This window comes from Ancylobacter sp. FA202 (assembly GCF_000380205.1).
In the GTDB taxonomy this organism is placed as follows: domain Bacteria; phylum Pseudomonadota; class Alphaproteobacteria; order Rhizobiales; family Xanthobacteraceae; genus Ancylobacter.
On record NZ_KB904818.1, the window covers coordinates 1,686,367 to 1,706,532 of the forward strand.

7 protein-coding genes are annotated in these 20,166 nt (G+C 71.1%); 3 read left to right on the forward strand and 4 right to left on the reverse strand.

The genetic code is table 11. The features are described from left to right. Positions 1-5: 5 nt before the first annotated feature. Genes A3M1_RS0107680 through A3M1_RS0107695 form a run of 4 tightly spaced genes read right to left on the reverse strand, consistent with a single transcriptional unit; the run spans position 6 to position 14,762 of the window. Positions 6-8,966: a type I polyketide synthase gene (locus tag A3M1_RS0107680; RefSeq protein ID WP_018964164.1), complete on the reverse strand. Its 8,961-nt coding sequence runs from the start codon at positions 8,964-8,966 to the stop codon at positions 6-8. After that, positions 8,953-11,103, reverse strand: coding sequence for an AMP-binding protein (locus A3M1_RS0107685; protein WP_245261606.1), 2,151 nt, complete (start codon positions 11,101-11,103; stop codon positions 8,953-8,955). Before A3M1_RS0107685 ends, A3M1_RS0107680 begins: the two co-directional genes overlap by 14 nt. After that, complete coding sequence (locus A3M1_RS0107690) at positions 11,100-13,883, reverse strand: ATP-binding cassette domain-containing protein (protein WP_018388379.1); 2,784 nt, start codon at positions 13,881-13,883, stop codon at positions 11,100-11,102. Before A3M1_RS0107690 ends, A3M1_RS0107685 begins: the two co-directional genes overlap by 4 nt. Positions 13,884-13,892: 9 nt before the next feature. Then, complete coding sequence (locus A3M1_RS0107695; RefSeq protein WP_018388380.1) at positions 13,893-14,762, reverse strand: thioesterase II family protein; 870 nt, start codon at positions 14,760-14,762, stop codon at positions 13,893-13,895. A 164-nt stretch (positions 14,763-14,926) separates the two neighbouring features. Between A3M1_RS0107695 and A3M1_RS0107700 the strand changes: the two genes are divergently transcribed. The 3 genes from A3M1_RS0107700 to A3M1_RS0107710 all read left to right on the forward strand — a co-directional run bounded on the left by A3M1_RS0107700 (position 14,927) and on the right by A3M1_RS0107710 (position 20,143). Further along, positions 14,927-15,793, forward strand: coding sequence for a phytanoyl-CoA dioxygenase family protein (locus A3M1_RS0107700; protein WP_018388381.1), 867 nt, complete (start codon positions 14,927-14,929; stop codon positions 15,791-15,793). Between the two features lie 650 nt (positions 15,794-16,443). Then, a complete protein-coding gene (locus A3M1_RS0107705; protein ID WP_126278432.1) occupies positions 16,444-16,755 on the forward strand; it encodes a putative quinol monooxygenase in 312 nt (103 codons plus the stop codon). A 229-nt stretch (positions 16,756-16,984) separates the two neighbouring features. Continuing rightward, a complete protein-coding gene (locus A3M1_RS0107710) occupies positions 16,985-20,143 on the forward strand; it encodes a non-ribosomal peptide synthetase (RefSeq protein WP_018388383.1) in 3,159 nt (1,052 codons plus the stop codon). Positions 20,144-20,166: the final 23 nt, after the last annotated feature.

Below are 20,166 nucleotides of genomic sequence, written 5' to 3' on the forward strand. Positions count from 1 at the left end.
GCCGGTCAGCTGAACTGGGTCAGCGTGTCGAGGTCCTCCTGGCTGAGATCGAGCGCCGCGAAGTCGCTCGGCGAATAGCGGCGCTCCGAGCGCGCCGCGACCGCGCGGCAGGCCTCGGCCTCGTCGCGGATGGCGGCGAGCAGGCGCTCGATGGTCGCGGCGTTGTGGCCGGCGCCGAATTCGCAGCGTATCACCAGGGCGCCGCCCTCCTGCCAGCAATTGAAGGCGAGGCGGTGCGGACGCGCCGCCTGCGCCGCCCGCTCCCGGCCCGCCCCCAGCCGCACCAGAGCGAGGCCGGCATGGCCGAAGCGGCTGATGTCGCCGAGGAAGTTGAACGACACGTGCGGCCGCGCCCCGGCGAGCGGCACGGCGGCGGCGCGCAGCAGGCCATAGCCCATGGAGCGCCCCGCGGCGGCCCGCGCCAGATCCTTGACCGCCAGCAGCCAGCCCGGCAGGTCGCTCGCCTGCCCCGGCAGCGCCAGCGGATAGCGGGTGGTGAACCAGCCAATGGTGCGCGAGAGGTCGATGGCGGCATCGCCCGGCTCGCGGCCATGGCCTTCCAGCTCGATCTGAAGCGCTCCCCCCGTCCACTGCACCAGCGGGCGGGCGATGAGGGCGAGCGCGCTCTCCTGCGGCTGGTGGCCGAAGCGCTCGGTGAGATCGGCCAGCAGCGGCTGGCACAGTGCCGCCTCCAGCCGGAGATCGCGGATCTGCGCGGCGCCCTCAACGTCCGGCGCGTTTGGATGATCGAGCGGGACGGTGGTGGGTGCCTGCGTCACGCTCTGCCAATAGGCGCGATCGACCTCGAAGGCCGCGCCCATCCCGGCCTGATGGCGGCACCACCACGACCAGGAGGTCGGCGGCGCCAGCACCGGCAGCGGCGGGTCGGACAGCGCCTTGGCGAGATCATCGGCGAGGATCGCCCAGGACACCATGTCGAAGACAAGGTGATGCACGGCGAGGACGAGACGCAGCGCGGCGCCGGCCTCGATCATGCCGGCGGCGAAGGGACGGCCCGCCACGGGGTCGAGCATCGTCACCAGGCGATCGGCCATGCGGTCCTCAAGGGGCGACACATCCTGCCCGACCGGCACCTGCTGGCGCAGCAGCGCCGGCAGCGCGGCGGCGTCCTCGACCTGCTGGAGCGCCGGCACGCCTTCCTGCAGGCGCACGCGCAGCCCGTCATGGCGCTGCACCGCGTCCGCCAGCGCCGCTTCCACCGCCTCGCCCTTCGTGCCGAGCGGCAGGTCGAACACGGCGGTCAGCGCCCAGTGCCGGCGGTCGGGCATGGCGAGCCCCATGAACCAGTTCTGGATCGGCGTCAGCGGCACCGGCTCGGGCACGGGCCCCCGCTCTTCGGTTGGGTGCGTGGACACGGGCTGCATCACGCCGGCCAGAGCGCGCGGCGTCGGCGCGGTGAAGATCTGCGCCGGGGAGAGCAGCCAGCCCGCCGCGCGGGCCTTGCCGGCCAGCTGGATCGCCAGGATCGAATCGCCGCCCAAGGCGAAGAAGTCATCCTCCGGGCCAATGTTCGAGGTGCCGAGGCTGGCGAACAGCTCCCGCCACAGCGCGAGAACCGTGGCGAGCGGGTCCTGCGCGTCGGCAGCGGCGGCGGGGGCCGGCACAGCGGGGGCAGCGCTCTCGTCGGGCGGGGGTGCGGCGAACAGCGCCCGCAGCGCCGGCCGGTCCACCTTGCCATTGGCGGTGAGCGGCAGCGCTTCAAGGATGATGAGGCGCGACAGGCGCTGGGCTTCGGGCAGCTTCTCGCTGAGCAGGGCACTGAGGCTCTGCGCGCTCTCCCCGGGCGCCACCGCCGCGCCGACAAGGCGCACCGTGCCGTCGTCCTCGCTCAGGGCCAGCACCGTTGCATCTCGCACCCCGGGGCAGGCGCGCAGCTGCGCCGCCACGCCATTGGGATCGACCCGGTGGCCACGGACCTTCACCATGTCGTCCTTGCGGCCGAGAAAGCGGATGAGGCCGTCGGCATCGCGGCTGCCGAGATCGCCGGTGAGATAGGCCCGCGTACCGTCGGCCAGCTGGATGAAGCCGGAAGTGGCGGCCGGCTCCTCATCGCTTTGGCCGACATAGCCCAGCGCCACGCCCGCCCCGCTCACCCGGATTTCGCCGGTTTCGCCAGCGGCCAGCACCGCGCCATCCTCGTCGACGATGTCGATCCGCGCGCCATCGAGCGCCCGGCCCACCGGCACGCGGTCGGGCGCCTGCGTGCCGGCGGCGAGCGCCGGCGTTACCTCCACCAGGGTGCAGCCAATGGTGGTCTCGGTCGGACCGTAATGGTTGAAGACGCGCAGCTCCGGCCGCAGCGCCTTCAGCCTCTCGACCAGGCCAAAGGTCAGCACGTCGCCGCCTGAGATCAGCGCCTGCCGGGGCAGCAGCGCGGCCGCCTCGGGATGCGCCATCAGCGCCGCGAGATGGCTGGGAACGATCTTCAGCACGTCGGCCGGGTGGCGCGCCATCCAGTCGATGAAGGCGGCGGGGTCGCGCGCGGTCGCCGCGTCCACCACATTGAGCGTGCCGCCCGAAGCCACGGCGCCGAGGACGCTGGTATAGCCGAGATCGGCGGCAAAGGAGGTGGCGATGGCACACACAAGCGGGCCGGGGAGCGCCAGACGGTGCAGCAGCGCCTGGGTATAGGCATCGAGCCCGCCGCAGGACACCCGCACCCCCTTCGGCCGCCCGGTGGAGCCTGAGGTGAACAGGATATAGGCGAGGTCGCCGGCCGTGCAGGTCGCCCGCGGGGGCGGCGCTATCTTTGCCGGATGACGGCTCCAGCCGAGCACGGGCACCGGGGCCGGCTCGTCCTCAAGGTCGCCATCCGCCACCAGCACCTTGGCGCCGCTCTCGGCGAGAAGCGTGGCGCGGTAGGGCGCGGGGAAGTCGGGATCGAGCGGGACGAAGGCCGCGCCGAGATGGCTCGCCGCCGCCATCGCCACCAGCGGGCCGGCACCGCGTGTCAGGCAGAAGGCGACGCGATCGCCGCGCCGCACGCCCTGTACCGCCAGCCGCATGGCGAGCGCGCCGCTGGCTCGCGCGAGTTCCGCCCAGCTGAGCGTGCCCTCGCGGTCGATCACCGCCGGCGCCTCCGGCTGCAGCGCCGCCCAGTGCGCGACATGATCGGCGAGGCTGGTCGGCTGTGGGGCGATGGCCGGGGCCACCTGCGTGGGCACCGTCTCGGCCGGGCCTTTGCCGATCGCCTCCAGCAAGGTGCGGTAGCGGGAAACCCACCCCTCCACCCGTGCGGCATCGAACAGATCGGTGTTGAAATTGGCCTCGACGACGAGGCCCTCCTCGCTGGATTCGAGGTTCCAGTTCAGGTCCCAGCGCACGCTGCCATGGGCATTGGCGCGGATCGCCGGTGCCAACCCGGCGAAGGGTGCCAGCTTCTCCACCTTGTCCAGATTGAACGACACGCTCGCCAGCGGCGGGCGGGAAGGATCGCGCCGCACGCCGCTCGCCTTGACGATGGCGGAGAGCGGATAGGCGGGGAAGGCCATCGCCTGCGCCATGGCAGTGCGGCTGGCGCCCAGCGCATCGCCACCCAGCCCGGCAAGCCGCACCGGCACGGTGGAGATGCAATAGCCGGTCAGTCCAGGCTCCCCGACCAGCGGCTGGCCGGCGGCGAAGATCGCCACCACCAGATCGTCCTGGCCGGAAAGCTCCGCCAGCAGCTGGCCATAGGCGGCGAAGCACAGGGTGAAGAGCGAGCAGTCGAGCGCCCGCGCCCGCGCCGACAGTTCCGTGGCGAAGGCCGGCGGCAGCAGCGCCCGCGCGGTGCCGCCCGCATAGGTCTGCAACGGCGGGCGCGGCCGGTCGGTGGGAAGCGCCAGTGCCGGCGGCGGACTGGCGAAGATGGCCTGCCAATGGGCGGCCGCTTCCGGGTCGGCGGCGGCGTCGCGGGCAAAGGTGGCGAAGCGCTCATAGGCGACGGGGGCCAGCAGCGCGGCCTCGGTCCCCGCCAGACGGGCGGAATAGAGCAGGCCCAGCTCATTGGCCAGCACCTGCAGCGACCAGCCATCGGTGACGATATGCGGCTGGATCAGCGCCAGCGCCGTCTCCGCCCCGCAGCGCAGCACGCCGGCCCGCATCTGCCCGGCGCGCGCCAGATCGAACGGCCGCGCCGCCGCCTGCCGTACCCATGTGTCAACGGCGACGTCGTCGAGAAGATCGGCCTCTTCCAGCGCCACGATGGCGTGCGGCTCGATCACCGCCTCGCCGCCGCCGTCCGAAAAAAGCAGGCGCAGGCTGTCATGGCGCGCCACGAGATCGGCCAGCGCCGCGTTCAGCGCCGCCGTATCGATCGAACCGGGCAGGCGCAGCACCAGCGATTGGTTATAGGCCGCCGCGCTCTCCGGGCTGAAGGCGGCGAGCGTCCACAGCGCCTGCTGCCCCGGGGCGGTGGCGATGATTTTGGACTCGGCGGGGGCATCGAGCAGGGCGGGAAGGGACGCCCCGCCCATCAGGCCGACCGTCGCGAGGGCGCGGGCACTCTCCCGCACCGCACGCGACACCGTGTCGAGGTCGCCCTCGCTATGGGCGGTGGAGAGGAAGCAGGTGCGCCCCTCCCACACATAGACCCCGCGCGAAATGAGCTGGCTGTAGAACAGGTCGCTCGCCCCGGAGAAGCGCAGCACGGAGGAGAAGTGCTCTACCCGCAGCGGACTGCCATCTTCCTCCAGTCCCGCGTTCAGCGTAGCGCAAAGCGCCTGCGTGCGGGCGTTCAGCCGCTCCTGCAGCGCCGGGCCGGAGGCTTCCAGATGGCCGAGCATGGCGGAGGCCGCCGCCATGGCGAGCGGGTTCTTGTTGAAGGTGCCGGCGAAGAAGGTCCGCTCGGCCTTGGGACCGCCGGCGCCCTCCAGCGGCCAGACGCCGCCATCGATGCCGTCGAGAAAGGCCCGCTTGCCGGAGACGACTCCGATCGGTAGGCCACCGCCGACGATCTTGCCATAGGTGACGAGATCGGCCCGCACGCCGGCCCAGGCCTGCGCTCCGCCGGCGGCGACGCGGAAGCCGAGCAGCACCTCGTCGAAGATCAGCGCCGCGCCGGCACGGGCGGTGAAGCCACGCAGCCATTGCAGGAAGTCGCGCGGCTGCAGGCCGGGGCGCCGGCTCTGCACCGGCTCGACGATGACAGCCGCCAGCCGGTCGCCCAGCGCTTCCAGTGCGCTCTGGCTGCCCTCGGGGTCGGCATAGTCGAGCACCACCACATCGGCCAGCATGCCGGGCGGCGTGCCGCTAGCGAGCGGCAGGCTGGCGCCGTCCGTGCCGGAGCGCGCCAGCGTGCCGTCGAAATGGCCGTGATAGGAGCCGGCGAACATCGCCACCAGCGGGCGGCCGGTGGCGTGGCGGGCGAGCCGCAGCGCGGTCATGACAGCTTCGGTGCCGGTGTTGCAGAACAGCACCCGCTCATTGCCGGTGAGCCGGGCGATCGCCGCCGCCGCCTCGCCGGCCTTTTCCGCCTGCGGGCCGAGGAACAGCCCCTGCTCGGCGATCTGGCGCTGGATCGCCTCCACCACCATGGGCGGGTTGTGGCCAAGCAGCTGCACGCCGAAGCCCATGGTGAGGTCGACATAGTCGTTGCCGTCGGCGTCGACGACATGGCTGCCCTGCCCCTTCACGCCGATGATCGGGTAGAGCAGCGACTTGGTTTCGGGTCGGAACCCGGCCACTGCCCGGCTGTCGGCCAGCACCGCGCCATAGGCCTCGCGCTGGTGGCGGGAGGCGCCGTGCGCGGCACCGTAGCGGGCGGCGAAATCGGTGATGAAGCTGGCCGCCTGCGGGCTCAGCGTTTCGGCCGGCGCGGCGGGAGGAGCGTCCGGCGGGGGCAGGGCTGGGCTGGACACATGAGCCTCCGTGGCCGCACCCATGGCGGCCGCAATCGGGATGGCGGAAGAGGGCGGGGTCGAAAGCGCGGCCGCAGGGTCGGAGGCGGAGGTAGAGGCCTGGGCCTCGACCTCGCGCAGCACCCGTTCCAGCAGCGCCCGTGGCGTGGTGAGGGTGGTGAACAGCTCGCGGCGCGGGATCGCCACCTTCCACCGCCGCTCCAACGTCGAGAGCGCCTCGGTGAGGGCGAGCGAATCCACCCCCAGCGTGAAGAAACCGGCGTCGCCGGACAGCGCCGCCTCGCTCAGCTGCAAGCTGCGGCGCAGGCTGGCGGCGATGCCGGCGCGCATGTCCTCGCGGCTCGGCGTCGGGAGGACCGACACGACCGCCGCCGCCGGGGTTGCGGGCGCGTGCAGGGCGAGCGGCGCCACCTGCCGCCGGGAGGGAGCGTCGATCCAATGCCGTTCACCGGCGAAAGGATAGGGTGGCAGGTGCGCGCGCGGCGCGCCGCTGGCCGGCCATTGCACATCGATGCCGGCGGCGAACAGGCGGCACAGCGCCAGCGCCAGGGTTTCGCCCGCCGCGCGGTTGCGGCGGAGAGTCGGGATAAAGCGGGCGTCACGGCCCTCGAAGCCGGGGGCCCGCTGGGCGAAGCCGACCAGCGTCGCGGCCGGGCCGATCTCCACCACCACCTGCACGCCCTCGCCGGCCATGGTGTCGAGGCCGGCGCCGAACCGTACCGGCTGGCGGATCTGCCGCCCCCAATAGGCGGGATCGGTCAGATCGGCGGAGAGATCGCCGGTCACATTGGAGACCACCGGTAGGCGCGGCGCGGCCAGCGATGCCTCGCGCACCTTCGCCTCGAACGGCGCGACCACATCATCCATCAGATGGGAATGGAAGGCGTGGCTGGTAGCGATGCGCTGGCTGCGGATGCCCTGCGCGTCGAGAGCGGCGAGCAGCGACGCGATCGCCTCGCTCTCGCCCGCCACCACCACCTCTTCCGGTGCGTTCAACGCGGCGATGTCGAGCCGGGCGCCGTAAGGCTCCAGCAGCGGGGCGAGGCGCTCGGGCGTCGCGAACACCGCCGCCATCTCGCCGCCCTGCGGCAGCGCGCCCATCAGCGCGCCGCGTGCCGCCACCAGGTCGAGCGCCGCCTCGAAGGGCAGCAGGCCGGCGACGCAGGCGGCGGACCATTCGCCCAGACTATGGCCGGCGACGATGTCGGGCGTCACGCCGAACGCCTTGAGCCGCTCGGCCAGCGCGACTTCCAGCACGAACAGCGCCGGCTGCACCTCGGCCGTTTCGGTCAGCGGCCCGCTTGCCGGATCGAACATGCGCGCGGCGAGATCGAGGCCGAGCCGCGCCCCGGCCGTGTCGATGCGGGCACGAAAGGCCGGATCGACCTCATAGAGCTCCGCCGCCATGCCCGGCCACTGGCTGCCCTGGCCGGAAAACAGGAAGGCGACCTTCGGCCGCCCGACCAAGGCGAGGCCGGTGGCACCTACGGTCGGCGCCTCGCCCTCGGCGACGGCGCGCAGGCCCGCCAGCGCTTCCTCATAGCTGCGCGCCAGCAGGGCGGCACGGTGGGAAAAACGCCCGCGCCCGGAATTCAGCGCCGCCGCGATGCCGGCCAGCGAGGCCTGCGGATCGACGACCAGATGGTCGGCCAGCGCGGCGGCCATACGGCGCAGACCCTCTTCATCCGGAGCGGAGAAAGCGAGGACGACCGGCAGCGGCGTGTCGAGGGTCGCCGGTTCAACCGGCGGGGCCTGTTCGAGAATGAGATGGGCGTTGGTGCCGGAAAAGCCGAAGCTGCTCACGCTGGCGCGGCGCGTGTCGCAGGCCGGCCAGTCCATCGCCCGGTCGACGACGCGCACGGGGAGTTCGTCCCAGGCAATGCGCGGATTGGGCTGCGCCTGGTGCAGTGTGCCCGGCAGCCGCCCGGCTTCCAGCGCCAGCACCATCTTGATGAGGCCGGCAATGCCGGCGGCGGCTTCCAGATGGCCGATATTGGTCTTGGCCGAACCCAGCAGCAGCGGCGCCGCGCGGCGCTCGCCATAGGCAGCGGCGAGCGCCTGCACCTCGATGGGATCGCCGAGCGGCGTGCCGGTGCCATGACATTCCACCACCTGAACATCTGCCGCTGACAGGCCGGCATCGGCAAGGGCGCTGGCGATCACCGCCCGCTGGGCGGCGCCATTGGGGGCGGTCAGCGCGCTGGAATGGCCGTCATGATTGATGGCCGATCCGCGAATGATGCCGCGGATGGCGTCACCGTCGCGCAACGCGTCGGACAGCCGCTTCAGCACCACCAGCCCGCCGCCCTCGCCGCGCACATAGCCGTCCGCGCCCGCGTCGAAGGTGCGGCAGGCATGGCCGGGCCCCAGCATGCCGGCGGCGGCGAGGGCGGCGGTGACGTCGGCGTCCAGTGTCAGATTGACCCCGCCCGCCAAGGCGAGATCGCATTCGTCGCTGCGCAGCGCGCGGCAGGCCGCATGCACGGCCACCAGCGAGGAGGAGCAGGCGGTGTCGATCACCAGCGCCGGGCCGGTGACATCAAGCCAATGGCTGATGCGCCCGGCGGCGATCGAGCCGGCATTGCCCAGAATGGCGGCGGGGGAGAGTGTGTCGGTCGCCTGGAACCGGGCCTCATATTCATTGGCGCCGAGGCCGAGAAACACGCCGGTCGCGCGGGGTCGCAGACGAGCATCGGCATAACCGGCATCTTCCAGCGCCTGAAAGGCCAGCATCAGCGCCAGGCGGTGCTGCGGGTCCATGGCCTCGGCCTCGATCGGGCGGAGGCCGAAGAAGCCGGGGTCAAAGCGCTCCACCCCATCGATATAGCCGCCGGGCGGCAGGCCCTCGCGCTCCGGCCGGTCGGCCGGGGCGGGGCGGACGGCGTCGCGGCCCTCGAACAGCAGCGCGCCATAGGCCGGGGCGGAAGCGGCCTCGGCGAAGCGGGCGGCGAGGCCGATGATCGCCACCGGCTGGCGCGCCCGCGCGGTCTCGGCCCGCAGCGCGTCGATGCGCCCTTCCAGCGCTAGCATCAGATCGGTGATCTGTTCGGGATGCAGCCGGCTCAGCCGGGTCAGCAAGCCCGCGCGCCGTTCCTCACTCGTGGCCACGGGCGCCTCCTTCAATCATCGACAACAGTTCTTCCAGATCACCGCCGGCACCCGGCGACGGCGCTGGTATCGAAGGCGAGGCTTGCGCCGGGCTCGCCGGTGGCGCCCCGGTCAGATGCGCCACCATGGCGGCAATGGTGGGGTGGTCGAAGGCGAGGGTTTGCGGCAAAGCGCGGCCAAGATGGGTGCCGAGCGCCCCGGCGAGATCGACCGCGTCGAGCGAGGTGAGGCCGAGCTCGCCCACGCCGCGATCGGACGGCACGGCGGAAGCGGGCAGGGAAAGCCGCTGCGCCAGCCAGTCGCGCAGCCAGACTTCCAGCGCCGATGGCTCCATCGCGAGGGCCATTGGCGGGGCGAGCGGCGGGGATTCCCGCGCCGCGTCCAGCGCCGCGTCCAACGCTTCTTGCCGCGCGTTGCGCCACTCGGCGATGACGGGCAGCACGCCCTCGCGCCAGGCCTGCCGGTTGGCGGCGCGCTGGATCTTGCCGCTGGAGGTGCGCAGCACCGCGCCGGGCTCGACCAGCACGATGCGCGAGAGCTGCAGCTCCAGCGTCTGCCACACCGAAGCGCTGATGGCGCTGAACAGCGGCGCCGGGTCGGTGCGGCGCTGGGTGCGCTCCAGCTCCTGCACCAGCACCACCTGCTCGCCGCCCGGCTCGCCAACCACGCCGAAAGCGGCTCCGCCGCCCGCGCGCAGCGCCGGATGCGCGCCCTGCGCCACCCGCTCGATATCCTGCGGGTAATGATTGGCGCCCGACAGGATGATGAGATCCTTGATGCGGCCGGTGACGCAGAGCTCATCGCCGATCATCGCCCCGAGATCGCCGGTGCGCAGATAGCCCGTCGGGTCGTCCTCGCCGGCAACCCGCACCCCGAAGGTGGCGGCGCTCTCCTCCGGCCGGCGCCAATAGCCTCGCGCAATGGTGGGACCGCCGAGCCAGATTTCGCCGACCCGGTCGGGCGGCTGCCGGCGCCCGGTCTCGGGATCGACGATGGCCACGCTCACATCCGCCAGCGGCGCGCCACTCCCGGGAATCACCAGACGCCGGGCCGTAGCGCCGGCCTCGACGATGCGTCCCGCTTCCAGCGCGGCGGCATCGAGGGCGAACAGCCGGGGTGCCACGCCCACGGGGCTGGCGGTGACGGCGAGCGTCGATTCGGCGAGCCCATAGGCGGGGGCGAAGGTCTCGCGGCGGAAGCCGTGCGGGCCGAACACGCCGACGAAATCCTCCATCACCTGCGGGTCGATCGGCTCGGCCGCGTTCATCGCCATGACGAGGGAGGAGAGGTCGAGCCCTTCGTGCGCCTCGGGCGGGATCCGGCGGGCGCACAGATCATAGGCGAAGCTGGGCGCCGCCGTGTGGGTGCCGCGAAAGCGGCTGATCGCCTCCAGCCACAGCACCGGGCGCTGCAGGAAGCTGTTCGGCGCCATCTGCACGACGGGACAGCCGGAATACAGCGTCTGCAGCAGCCCGAAGATCAGGCCGAGATCGTGGAAGGCCGGCAGCCAGGTGACCATGGCGCTGGCCGGCGACAGGCCCCACGCCGCCTCCATCCGCGCCATGTCGGCCATGAGATTGGCGTGGCTCACCTCCACACCCTTGGGCAGGGCGGTGGAGCCGGACGTGTACTGGATGAAGCAGGTGGCGGCGGGGTCGACCGCGCGCAGGGGGGTGGCCTGCGCCGGATCGCTGTCGATATCGCCCATATCCTGCCAGCGGATCGCCGCCAGCTCGGCGCTGTCGGCCTGCCAGAGCGCGGACTGTTCCGCCACTCCGCCGCCGGTCAGGGCCACCGTGGCGCCGCTGTCGGCGGCCACCGCCTGCAGGCGCTGGATCAGCCGATGCCGGCGCGGCGGGTTGATCGGCACCGCGAGGCGCCCTGACCACTGGCAGGCGAGGAACGCCACCAGGAAGTCGACGCAGGGCTGGAAAACCAGCAGGACAGGCGCGCCGGGCGCGCTCTCCCTCTCCAGAAAACCGGCGACGCGGGCCGCCCGCGCCGCCAGCTCCGCCGCGCCGCAGCGCTCGAACACCGCGCCATGGCTGTCGAGGAAGGTGATGGACCAGCGGTGATCGGGGCTCGCGGCGAGGTCGGCGAGGCGGGTGGCGATGGTGCCCATGGACGCGGCGCTCATTGCGGCTGCGCCTGCTGCTGCAGCTTCTGCCAGGCATAATGCTCCAGCATCGCCTCATGCCGGGCGGCGAGCGCGGTCTGGATGCGCAGCTCGGTGTCGGCGTCGCCGGCGACGAAGGCCCGCAGGGCGCCGGCCTCGATGCTCAGCAGATGGCAGGTCTTGCGGGTGACCACGCGGGTGAACTCTTCGGCATCTCCAAGCACCGCATAATCGCCCATGGAATCCCCCGGCTCGAGAATGCCAACCGGCATAAACGTTCCGTCGGAGAGCCGGATGCTCGCCTGCGCTTCGCCCTGGGTCAGGAAGATCAGCCGGTCGGCGGGCTTGCCGTCCTCGATCAGCACCGTGTCCGGGCCGACCGTCTCCAGGGTCATCCGCGCCAGAAGGCGCTCCAGGAAGACATCCGGCACGCCCTTGAGAATGGGCCGCTTGCGCAGCCGGTCGAGCAGCTGGTCGCGCGGCACGGTGCCCTCGGACCCGGCGATCACGCTGCGCTGCCAGAGATCGGCATAGACCCCGTCGGCGTCGAGCAGGGCCTGATGAGTGCCGTTTTCCACCACCCGGCCCGCCTTCACGACATAGATGAGATCGGCCTGCTCGCACTGGGTCAGATCATGCGTGACCGCGATCACGGTACGCCCCTGCGTTACCTTGCGCAGCGTCTCCTCCACCGCCACGCGGCTTGCCGGATCGAGAGCCGAGGTGGCCTCGTCCAGCAGCATGATTTGCGGGTCGTGCAGGATGGCGCGGGCGATGGCGATGCGCTGGCGCTGCCCGCCCGAGAGCTTGCTGCCGCCCTCGCCGACATCGGTGTCATAGCCGTCCGGCAGCGACATGATGATGGGGTGGATGTCGGCGGCCTTGGCGGCGGCCTCCACCTCGGCATCGCTGGCGCCGAGCTTGCCCATGCGGATATTCTCGCGCACCGAGGTCTGGAACAGGATCGCTTCCTGCGGCACCAGCGAGATGAGGGAGCGCACCTGCTTCTCGCCCAGAAGCCGCATGTCGACCCCGTTCACCCGCACATGGCCGCTGCCCGGCGAGAACTGGTTCTCGATGAGGCGCAGGATGGTCGACTTGCCCGAACCGGACGGCCCCACCACCATCACCTTGCGCGGGCAGTCGATGGCCATCGACACCTTGTCCAGCGTTGCGCCGCCGCCATCATAGCTGAAGCTCACCTCGTCGAAGCGCAGCGAGTGCACCTTGCCGCCAATGTCCTCCGGCCTTTCCGGGTCCGCCGCCGCATCGGGCTTGCCGAGCAGCGCCTGCACCCGCTCCAGCCCGCCAACGCCCTGGATCAGCAGCGGCAGCTGGGCGCCGATGAAGCCGGCGGCGCCGCCGATGGTGAGCAGCAGCGTGATGAAGGCGACGATGGTGCCCGACGACACCTCGCCCTCGACCGACTGCATGGCGCCGAGCCCGATGACCAGCAGCTGCGCGGCGCTGACCCCGAAACTGGTCAGCCGGCCGACGAGGCCGGAGGAGAAATACTGGTGGTAGCTGGCTTTGAAGAGCTTGCCGAGCTGCCCCGTGAACAGCTTCAACTGCAGTTCGCGCAAGCCGAAGATGCGGATCACCCGCTGCATGAGCAGGGTTTCCTTGACGATATGGGCGACCTTGGCGTCTTCCGCGCCGCGCTCGTAATTGTAGCGCACGGCGCGCTTGCTGAAGCCCCTCGGCAGCCAGAAGGCGATCAGCAGCGAGACCAGGGTGGCGATGGCCAGCTGGGTGTCCAGCGAGAACGCCACCACCACCGAGCCGATCAGCATCAGCCCCTTGGAGAACAGGCCCGGCACCGCCCAGATGACCGCCTTCTCCACCACGGTGATGTCGTTGGAGAAATCGGCGATGATCTCATCCGTGTCGGAGCTGGCGAGCTCGCGCGCGTCCATGTTGTTGATCTTGGCGAACATGCGCGCGCGCAGGTCGTTGATGATGCGCGGCCCAAGCTTGGCCACGGTATAGTCGAGGATCACGCCGAAGAAGGACGCCGCCAGGAAGCCCCAGGTCAGATAGGCGAGATAGGTGCGGATGACCGCGACATCGCTGGGCTTGATGCCCTCGTCGAACAGCGCCTGCAGCCAGAGCGGCACATAGACGGCGTAGAGAATCTGCACCGCATTGGCGAGCAGGAACCAGAACAGCAGCATCTTGTGCCGCGCCGCCGCCTTCGCCACCCAGGCCACCAGATGGGTCGGCCCCCGCTCCGGTGTGCCGGCGCGGATGGCGTCCTGCCATTTCAGCTCCAGCGCCCCGGCCGAGATGCCGGCCACGGCCTCGCTTGCGGCGTCGACATTGCCATTGGCGCCCATCTTGCGCCCGAATTTGATGAAGCCGCGCGCGCCCTTGGCCTTCAGCAGATATTCAACGAACGCCGCCGCCCGGCGCACATCCTTCTGGTCCACGTCCGGCAGCAGGAGGCGACTCGCCAAACCGTTGAGATCATGCGCCTCGGTCCGCAGGATCCGCACCGGCGCCGGCTTTTTGCCGTCGTCGCGCGCCACTTCCTGCAGCACCGAATGCAGCAGGCCGAGCCCCAGCAGGCCCCAGGCGCCGGTGGGCATCGCCAGCTTGTAGGTGAACAGGTGATGCGCAAGCCGGCGCGCCGGGTCGCGCCGGGCCTCTTCCGGATCGGCGGCCATGGCGGCAGCGATAAAACCTTTGTCCGGCTTCATCGCCAGCCGGTCGCAGGCGAGGCCGTAGAGGCGCTGCAGCTTGTGCTGCACCTCGTCCTCGGTCTCGTGTTTCTTGAACCAGTCGAAATGCCGGGTGGACATGGCGGCTCTTTATGATTGGCGTGTGGGCTGGGAGAGGGCGGACCGCCCGGCGAGCGCCGGAACGGCAGCAACCGGGCGCGCGGGCGCGACCAGTTCGCCAACAAGGCGGGCGAAGGCGGCGGTGGTGCCGCTCCAGGGAAAATGACCGGCGTCGAGCACGCGGTTGCGAACGGGTCCGGCGCACACCTCGCGCCAGGCCTCGCATTCCTCGGCGGACACCGAGGGGTCGGCGGTGAGGCGGATAACGGAAACCGCGCAGCGCAGCGCTGGCGCGTCGCCCAGCCGATAAGTCTCGCAGGCTTCGAGATCGGCCCGCAGCGCCGCCTCCTCGCGCGGGCCGAGCAGCTCTGTGAGATCAGGCCCGACGGCGCCGAAGCACTCGCGCAGCTCGGCCAGCAGCACGGCACGCGGGAGAAGGTGCAAGGGCGCCTCAAAGGGCGGACGGCTCGGCGCGCGGAAGCCGGAGACGACGAGATGCAGCCGGGGCGCGCAGGCGGCGTCGGCACGCTCCAGCGCCAGCGCCGTCTCGAAGGCGAGCAGCGCGCCGAAGCTGTTTCCCAGCAGGGTCAGCCCCGCCCCCTCCGGCGCGAGTTCAGCACCAAGGGTGCCGGTGATCTCACCCGCCAGCCGGGCCGCCAGCAGGCGGACATCGGTCTCCGGCGCTCCCGGCACATCGGGCGCATGGCCGGGCAGCTCCACCGTCGCGATGGCGAGCGTAGCGGGCAGAGCGGCGGCGAGGCCGAGGCAGGACAGGACGCTGCCGCCGGCATGGGGAAAGCAGATGACCGTCGCCGCGCCCGCCGGCCGGCGCACCCAGCGCAGCAGGGCGGGCGACACCGCTTCGGGATCGGCCCGGACCGTCGACGGGAGCGAAATCATGCCAAAATTCGCCAATGGACAGCGCCCGCCAATGTGCCCCACCGTGGGCATGCGGTGCCACGTGACCGCCCCGTCGCACGCCGCGCCCTTCGCGCGGCCCGCCTTCTCCCAAGGGGGAGCGCCCGGGGAAAACGGCTGAGCCGCGCACATGTCCAGGAGGATTCATGCCGAACGACACTTCCCCCATCGACGAGGCCATGATCGAGACCCTCGACCGCGACGGCGCCATCTGCCTGAGGGGCGCCTTCGGACCGGAATGGGTCGATCTCGCCGCGGAGGGCATAAGGCGCAACATCGAAAGCCCCGGCGCCCTGTTCCAGAGCTTCTCGCCCAATGACAAGGGCGCCTTCTATTCCGACATCTGGTCGCGCCGGCACATCTCCCAGCTGGAGACCTTCGCGCTCGAATCGCCGTCCGCCGCCATCGCCGCCCGCTGCCTGCGCACGCCGACCGTGCGGCTGCTGCAGGACACCTGGTTCTACAAGAGCCCCGGCACCCAGGCGCGCACGCCCTGGCACCACGACAATGTCGTGCTTGGACCGTTCTGCTCCATCTGGGTCGCGCTCGACCCCATCCCGCGCGAAGCCGCGCTGGAATTCGTCCGCGGCTCCCATCGCTGGAACAAGCTGTTCATGCCGGCGAACTTCTTCGAGGGCGAACAGGAGGCGCTGCCGGCGGTGGAGGAGTTCTATGCCCGCTACCACGGCGAATTCGATATTTCCGCCAGCGACACCTTCTCCCGCGTGCCCGACATCCAGGGCCACCGCGCGGAGTACGACATTCTGAGCTGGGACATGGAGCCGGGCGACTGCCTTGTCTTCCACGCCCGCACGCTGCACGGCTCGCCGGGCAACACGCTCGACCACGACACACGCCGCATGGTGACGCGCTGGGTCGACGAGACGGCGGTGCTGGCGCCGCATGGCCGCACCGTGGTCGACCGGCTGGTGGCCGAGGGCTTCGAGGTGGATCTCGCCGTCGGCGCGCCCATTCGCGGAAATCTGTTCCCGGTTCTCTCGCCCCGCGCCTGAGAGGCCGGGGGACCGGCGGTTCGACACAGGTAAGCTACATCCAATAGGTGCGGAGCCCGCCCGGGCCGGGCGGGCGTAGCGCCACCGCGTGGGCCGGGTCGGGACAGTGTCGAGCCGACTCGAGAGGGCAGGCTGCCGTCCGGCGGCGGCGCAATGGTCCCACGTGCTCGCCGGGCACCGGACGGGCGCGGTCCGCCCGCCTGCCGAGGCGTCGCGATCATTTGCGCAGCCGGCACCGTTCCGGCCGGGGGCAGAGAGGGGCCCACCCGCGCTCTTGCCCGAATGGCGAGCGACTTCCTCTACGGAATGCATCAGCAGCGGCCCATCATCGCCACACCGACCCGGCTCCCGGGGTGGCGACGGGTGCGCGCCGCCGTCCGCTGCAGGCCTCCACCGCCGGCGCCGCGACACTTCCAGCGCACGCGCCGCACGCGGGGGTTGATCTGCAGATAGGACCGAACTCAAAGTCGACTGAGCTAGACATGATACTCTGGACATGTGGAGCATTCATGAATTGCTAGAACCTTATTGAACGGCTTGCGAGAAAATACTGCGAAGGGAACAAAAATAGACAGTTGCCGGTTTGCACGCCCCGCTGTATGCCATCATCCGCAACTCTGGCTGGAGAAGATCCTGTGGCAAGTATGTTTATGACGATCTCTCGTTGTCACGTTAAGGCGGGTAGCGAGCAGGATGCGCGCGCGCTTCTCGAGAAGGAAATGCTCCCCAACGACGGCAAGAAGCCGGGCGATGTCATCGAAGGCCTGGTCGGCTTTGGACTTATGAAGTCCAAGAAGGACCCGTCCATGTACGGTATCGCGACTGTGTGGGAGAGCGAAGCTGCTTTCGACAAGATGGCCGCCAACCCCCGCGCCAAGGACGGCGGCGGGATCGTCGAGAAGCTGCAGAAGCTTTGCGACGGCGACATCAAGGGCGAAGGCTTCTACATCGAAAGCCTCTGATACTTCCGGCGGCGGCCATGGCCGCCGCCGGTTCCCCGCGCCGGAGGGCCGGCGATACACGCAAAAATTGTAGATTCAGGATTATGTCGTGCAGGGCAGGCGCGGCTCGACGCACCTTTGCCCGGCGGTCTTTCGACGGCACACGGAATGAACGCCGATAAGCAGATTCCGCGGCGGTTACACGCTGGACGAGCCCGTGGCACTGCTCTTTTCTTCAAAAGGTTGTGATGTGGCCCGAGGTCCGATCGAAGACATCTATGGCCTGACCGATCTTCAGCGCGCTATGCTGGTGCGATGCGTAAGTTATCCTGACCAGCCTCTCTTCATGGGTCAGTGGTGGGCGGAGCTGGCCGGCCCTCTCGATGCCGGGAGCTTCGCCGCCGCCTGGGCTGCCGTCGTTCAGCGCCACAGCGCGCTGCGCTCGGGCTTCCACTGGGAACTCAAGAGCGTGCCGGCCCAAGTGGTGGCCACCGCGCCCGCCTTCGAGGTCGAGCGCCTCGACTGGAGCGCCCGCGATGACTGGCGCGCCGCCCTCGACGCGTTGCTGGAAGAGGACCGGGCTCACCCGTTCGATCTGCGCCGCCCACCGCTGATGCGGGTGCGCCTGGTCACCCTTGCACCTCACGGCCCGGCGCCGCGCCATCTGCTGGTGTGGACGCGCCATCATCTCGCGGTCGATGGCTGGTCGCTGGGCGAAATCATGGACGAGGTCCTGACCCTGTATCGCGGCGGCACAGTGCCGCCCGCCCTGTCGTTCCGCCGCTATGTGGAATGGTGGCAGGGCCGCGATGTTGACGCCGCGCGGGCGCATTGGGGCGCGGTGCTGGCCGGCCACAGCCCGGATGTGGCGGCCCGCAGCTCCACCGTTCATGCCCCGCACATCGGCGAGGCATGCCATGTTCTCGCCCCCGCCCTTGCCGACAAGCTCGGCGCCCTCGCGCGTGCCGAGCGGCTGACGCTCAGCACGCTGGTGGAAGGCGCCTGGGCGCTGGTGCTGGCCCGCACTGACGGCACCGACGACCTCGTGATGGGCTGCGTCGAGACGGTGCGCCCGCCCGAGCTTCTGGGTGATCGTTCAAGCCACATGGTCGGGCCGCAGATCGGCCTGCTCCCCAGCCGGGTGCGCCGCGACGCCACACCCCTGCGGCACTGGCTCGCCGAGATGCAGAACGCCCGGGCCACCGGCCGTGAGGCCGGGCCGCTAGGGCTCGACACAATGCGCGACCTCCTCGCCCTGCCGAGCGACGCGCTGCCGCTGCGCAGCCTGATCGCGGTGCAGACCTATCCGCTCGCGCTTGCCGCCGCCTTCCGCGCCGCCGGGCTGGACATTCTCGCCAGCGGCGACGTAACCCTGCCGGACATGCCGCTCAACCTGATGGTGGAGATCGGCGAGGCGTTCGAGCTGCGCCTGATGGTCGACCAGCAGCATGTCTCGCTGGCGCAGGCGCGCCAGCTTCTCGACATGCTCGCGACCGCGCTGGAGCGCCTTCCCGCTCATCTCGATGCCCCCGCCAACGCGCTGGACGTGATGCCGGACGCCATGCGCCGGGATATCGAAGCGGCTCTAACAGGGCGGCCTCTGCCCACGCCAGCGGGCACGGCCCTCGACCTCATCCTGGCGCAGATGCGGGCGCGGCCGGAAGCGCCGGCGCTCATCACCACCGGCGGCGTGTGGACCTATGGCGACCTCGGCGGGCGCGCCGCCGCCATCGCGGCACGGCTTGCCGGAGCCGGGGTGCGGCCCGGTGCCCGGGTCGCGGTGATGCTGGAACACGGGCCGGAAGCGGTCGCCGCCATTCTCGGCATCCTCTGCGCCGGGGCCTCCTATGTCCCGCTCGACCCCGAGGCGCCAGCCGAGCGCCGGGCAATGATCCTTGAGGCCGCCGGCGTCGCCGCGCTCGTCACCCGCCGCGCCCTCGCCGACGGCTTCCCCGCGCTTGCGACCCTCGCGATGGAGGACATCGCGCCGGAACCGGCCGATCTCGACACGGTGACGCGGCCGGCGGCGGCCGACGAGGCCTATGTCATCTTCACCTCCGGCTCCACCGGGCGGCCGAAGGGCGTGAGTGTCGGCCATGACAATCTGCGCACCCATGTGGCGGCCAGCGCGGCCGAGAATGCCGACCTGCCGATCGGCCGCTTCCTGCTGACCTTCCCGCTGTTCTTCGACGGCTCGGTGACCGGGCTGTTCTGCACCCTGTGCGAGGGCGGCACGCTGGTCTTGCCCGATGCCGCGCAGGCGCGCGACGTCGACCAGCTGCTGGCGCTGATCCGTGCCAACGCCGTCACCCATGTCTGCCTGACCCCCTCGCTCTGGGCGCTGCTGTTGGAGTCTGCCGGCCCGCAGGGCCTGCCCGGGCTGCGCCTCGCCAAGGTGGCGGCCGAGCCCTGCCCGCCGGCCTTGGTCTCGGCCCATGCCGCCCGCGCCCCGCACGCTGTGCTGTGCAACGAATACGGCCCGACCGAGGCCACTGTGTGGGTCTGCGTCGAGCGCTGCCGGCCGGAAACAACAGGCGCCAGCGTCGCCATCGGCCATCCCATTCCCGGTACAAGACTGCATGTGCTGGATGCCGAGGGCCGGCCCTGCCCGTTCGGCACCGTCGGCGAGCTGGTCGTGTCCGGGCCGGCGGTGGCGCGCACCTATATCGGCGCGGAGCCGGGGATCGTCCTGCGCACCCCGCTCGGCGACCCGGGCAGCACTCCGGCCGTTGCGGCCTATCGCACCGGCGATCGGGTTTCACTCGACTTTGACGGACGGCTGTTCTTCCATGGCCGCCGCGACCGGCAGGTGAAGATTGCCGGCTACAGGGTTGAGCCCGGCGAGGTCGAGGCGGCGCTGCAGGCGCTGCCCGGCATTCTCGACGTGGCCGTGCTGGTGGACGAGACCGAGGGACGGCCCGCCCGCCTCGTCGCCCATCTCGGCGCCGGGCCTGCCACGCCGGACGACGCCGCGCTGCGCCGGCTTCTCGCCGCCCGGCTGCCGGCCTACATGATTCCGCACGCCTTCCTGCGCCAGGCCCACCTGCCGCGCACCGCCAATGGCAAGGTGGACCTGTCCGCTCTTCCGCACGCCCCTCTCGCCGAGGCCGTCGACGCCCCGCCGGAGGGGGCCTTCGAGACCGCGCTGGCCGCCCTGTGGAGCGAGGCGCTGGGCGGGGTCCGGGTCGGGCGGCACGACCATTTCTTCGCCCTCGGCGGCACGTCGCTCCTCGCCATGCAGATGATCGCCCGGGTGCGTCGGGAGTTGGCGCCGACGGCGACCCTTGCCGACCTGTTCGAGACACCGCAGCTGGCGGCGCTGGCGGAGCGGCTGGCGGCGGCGAACCGGCCGGAGACCGGCCCCGCCCTCGCTGGGCGCCAGCGCGCCCGCGTGGAGCTGCCCTCGTGACCCTCCCCCCTCTGCCGGGAGGC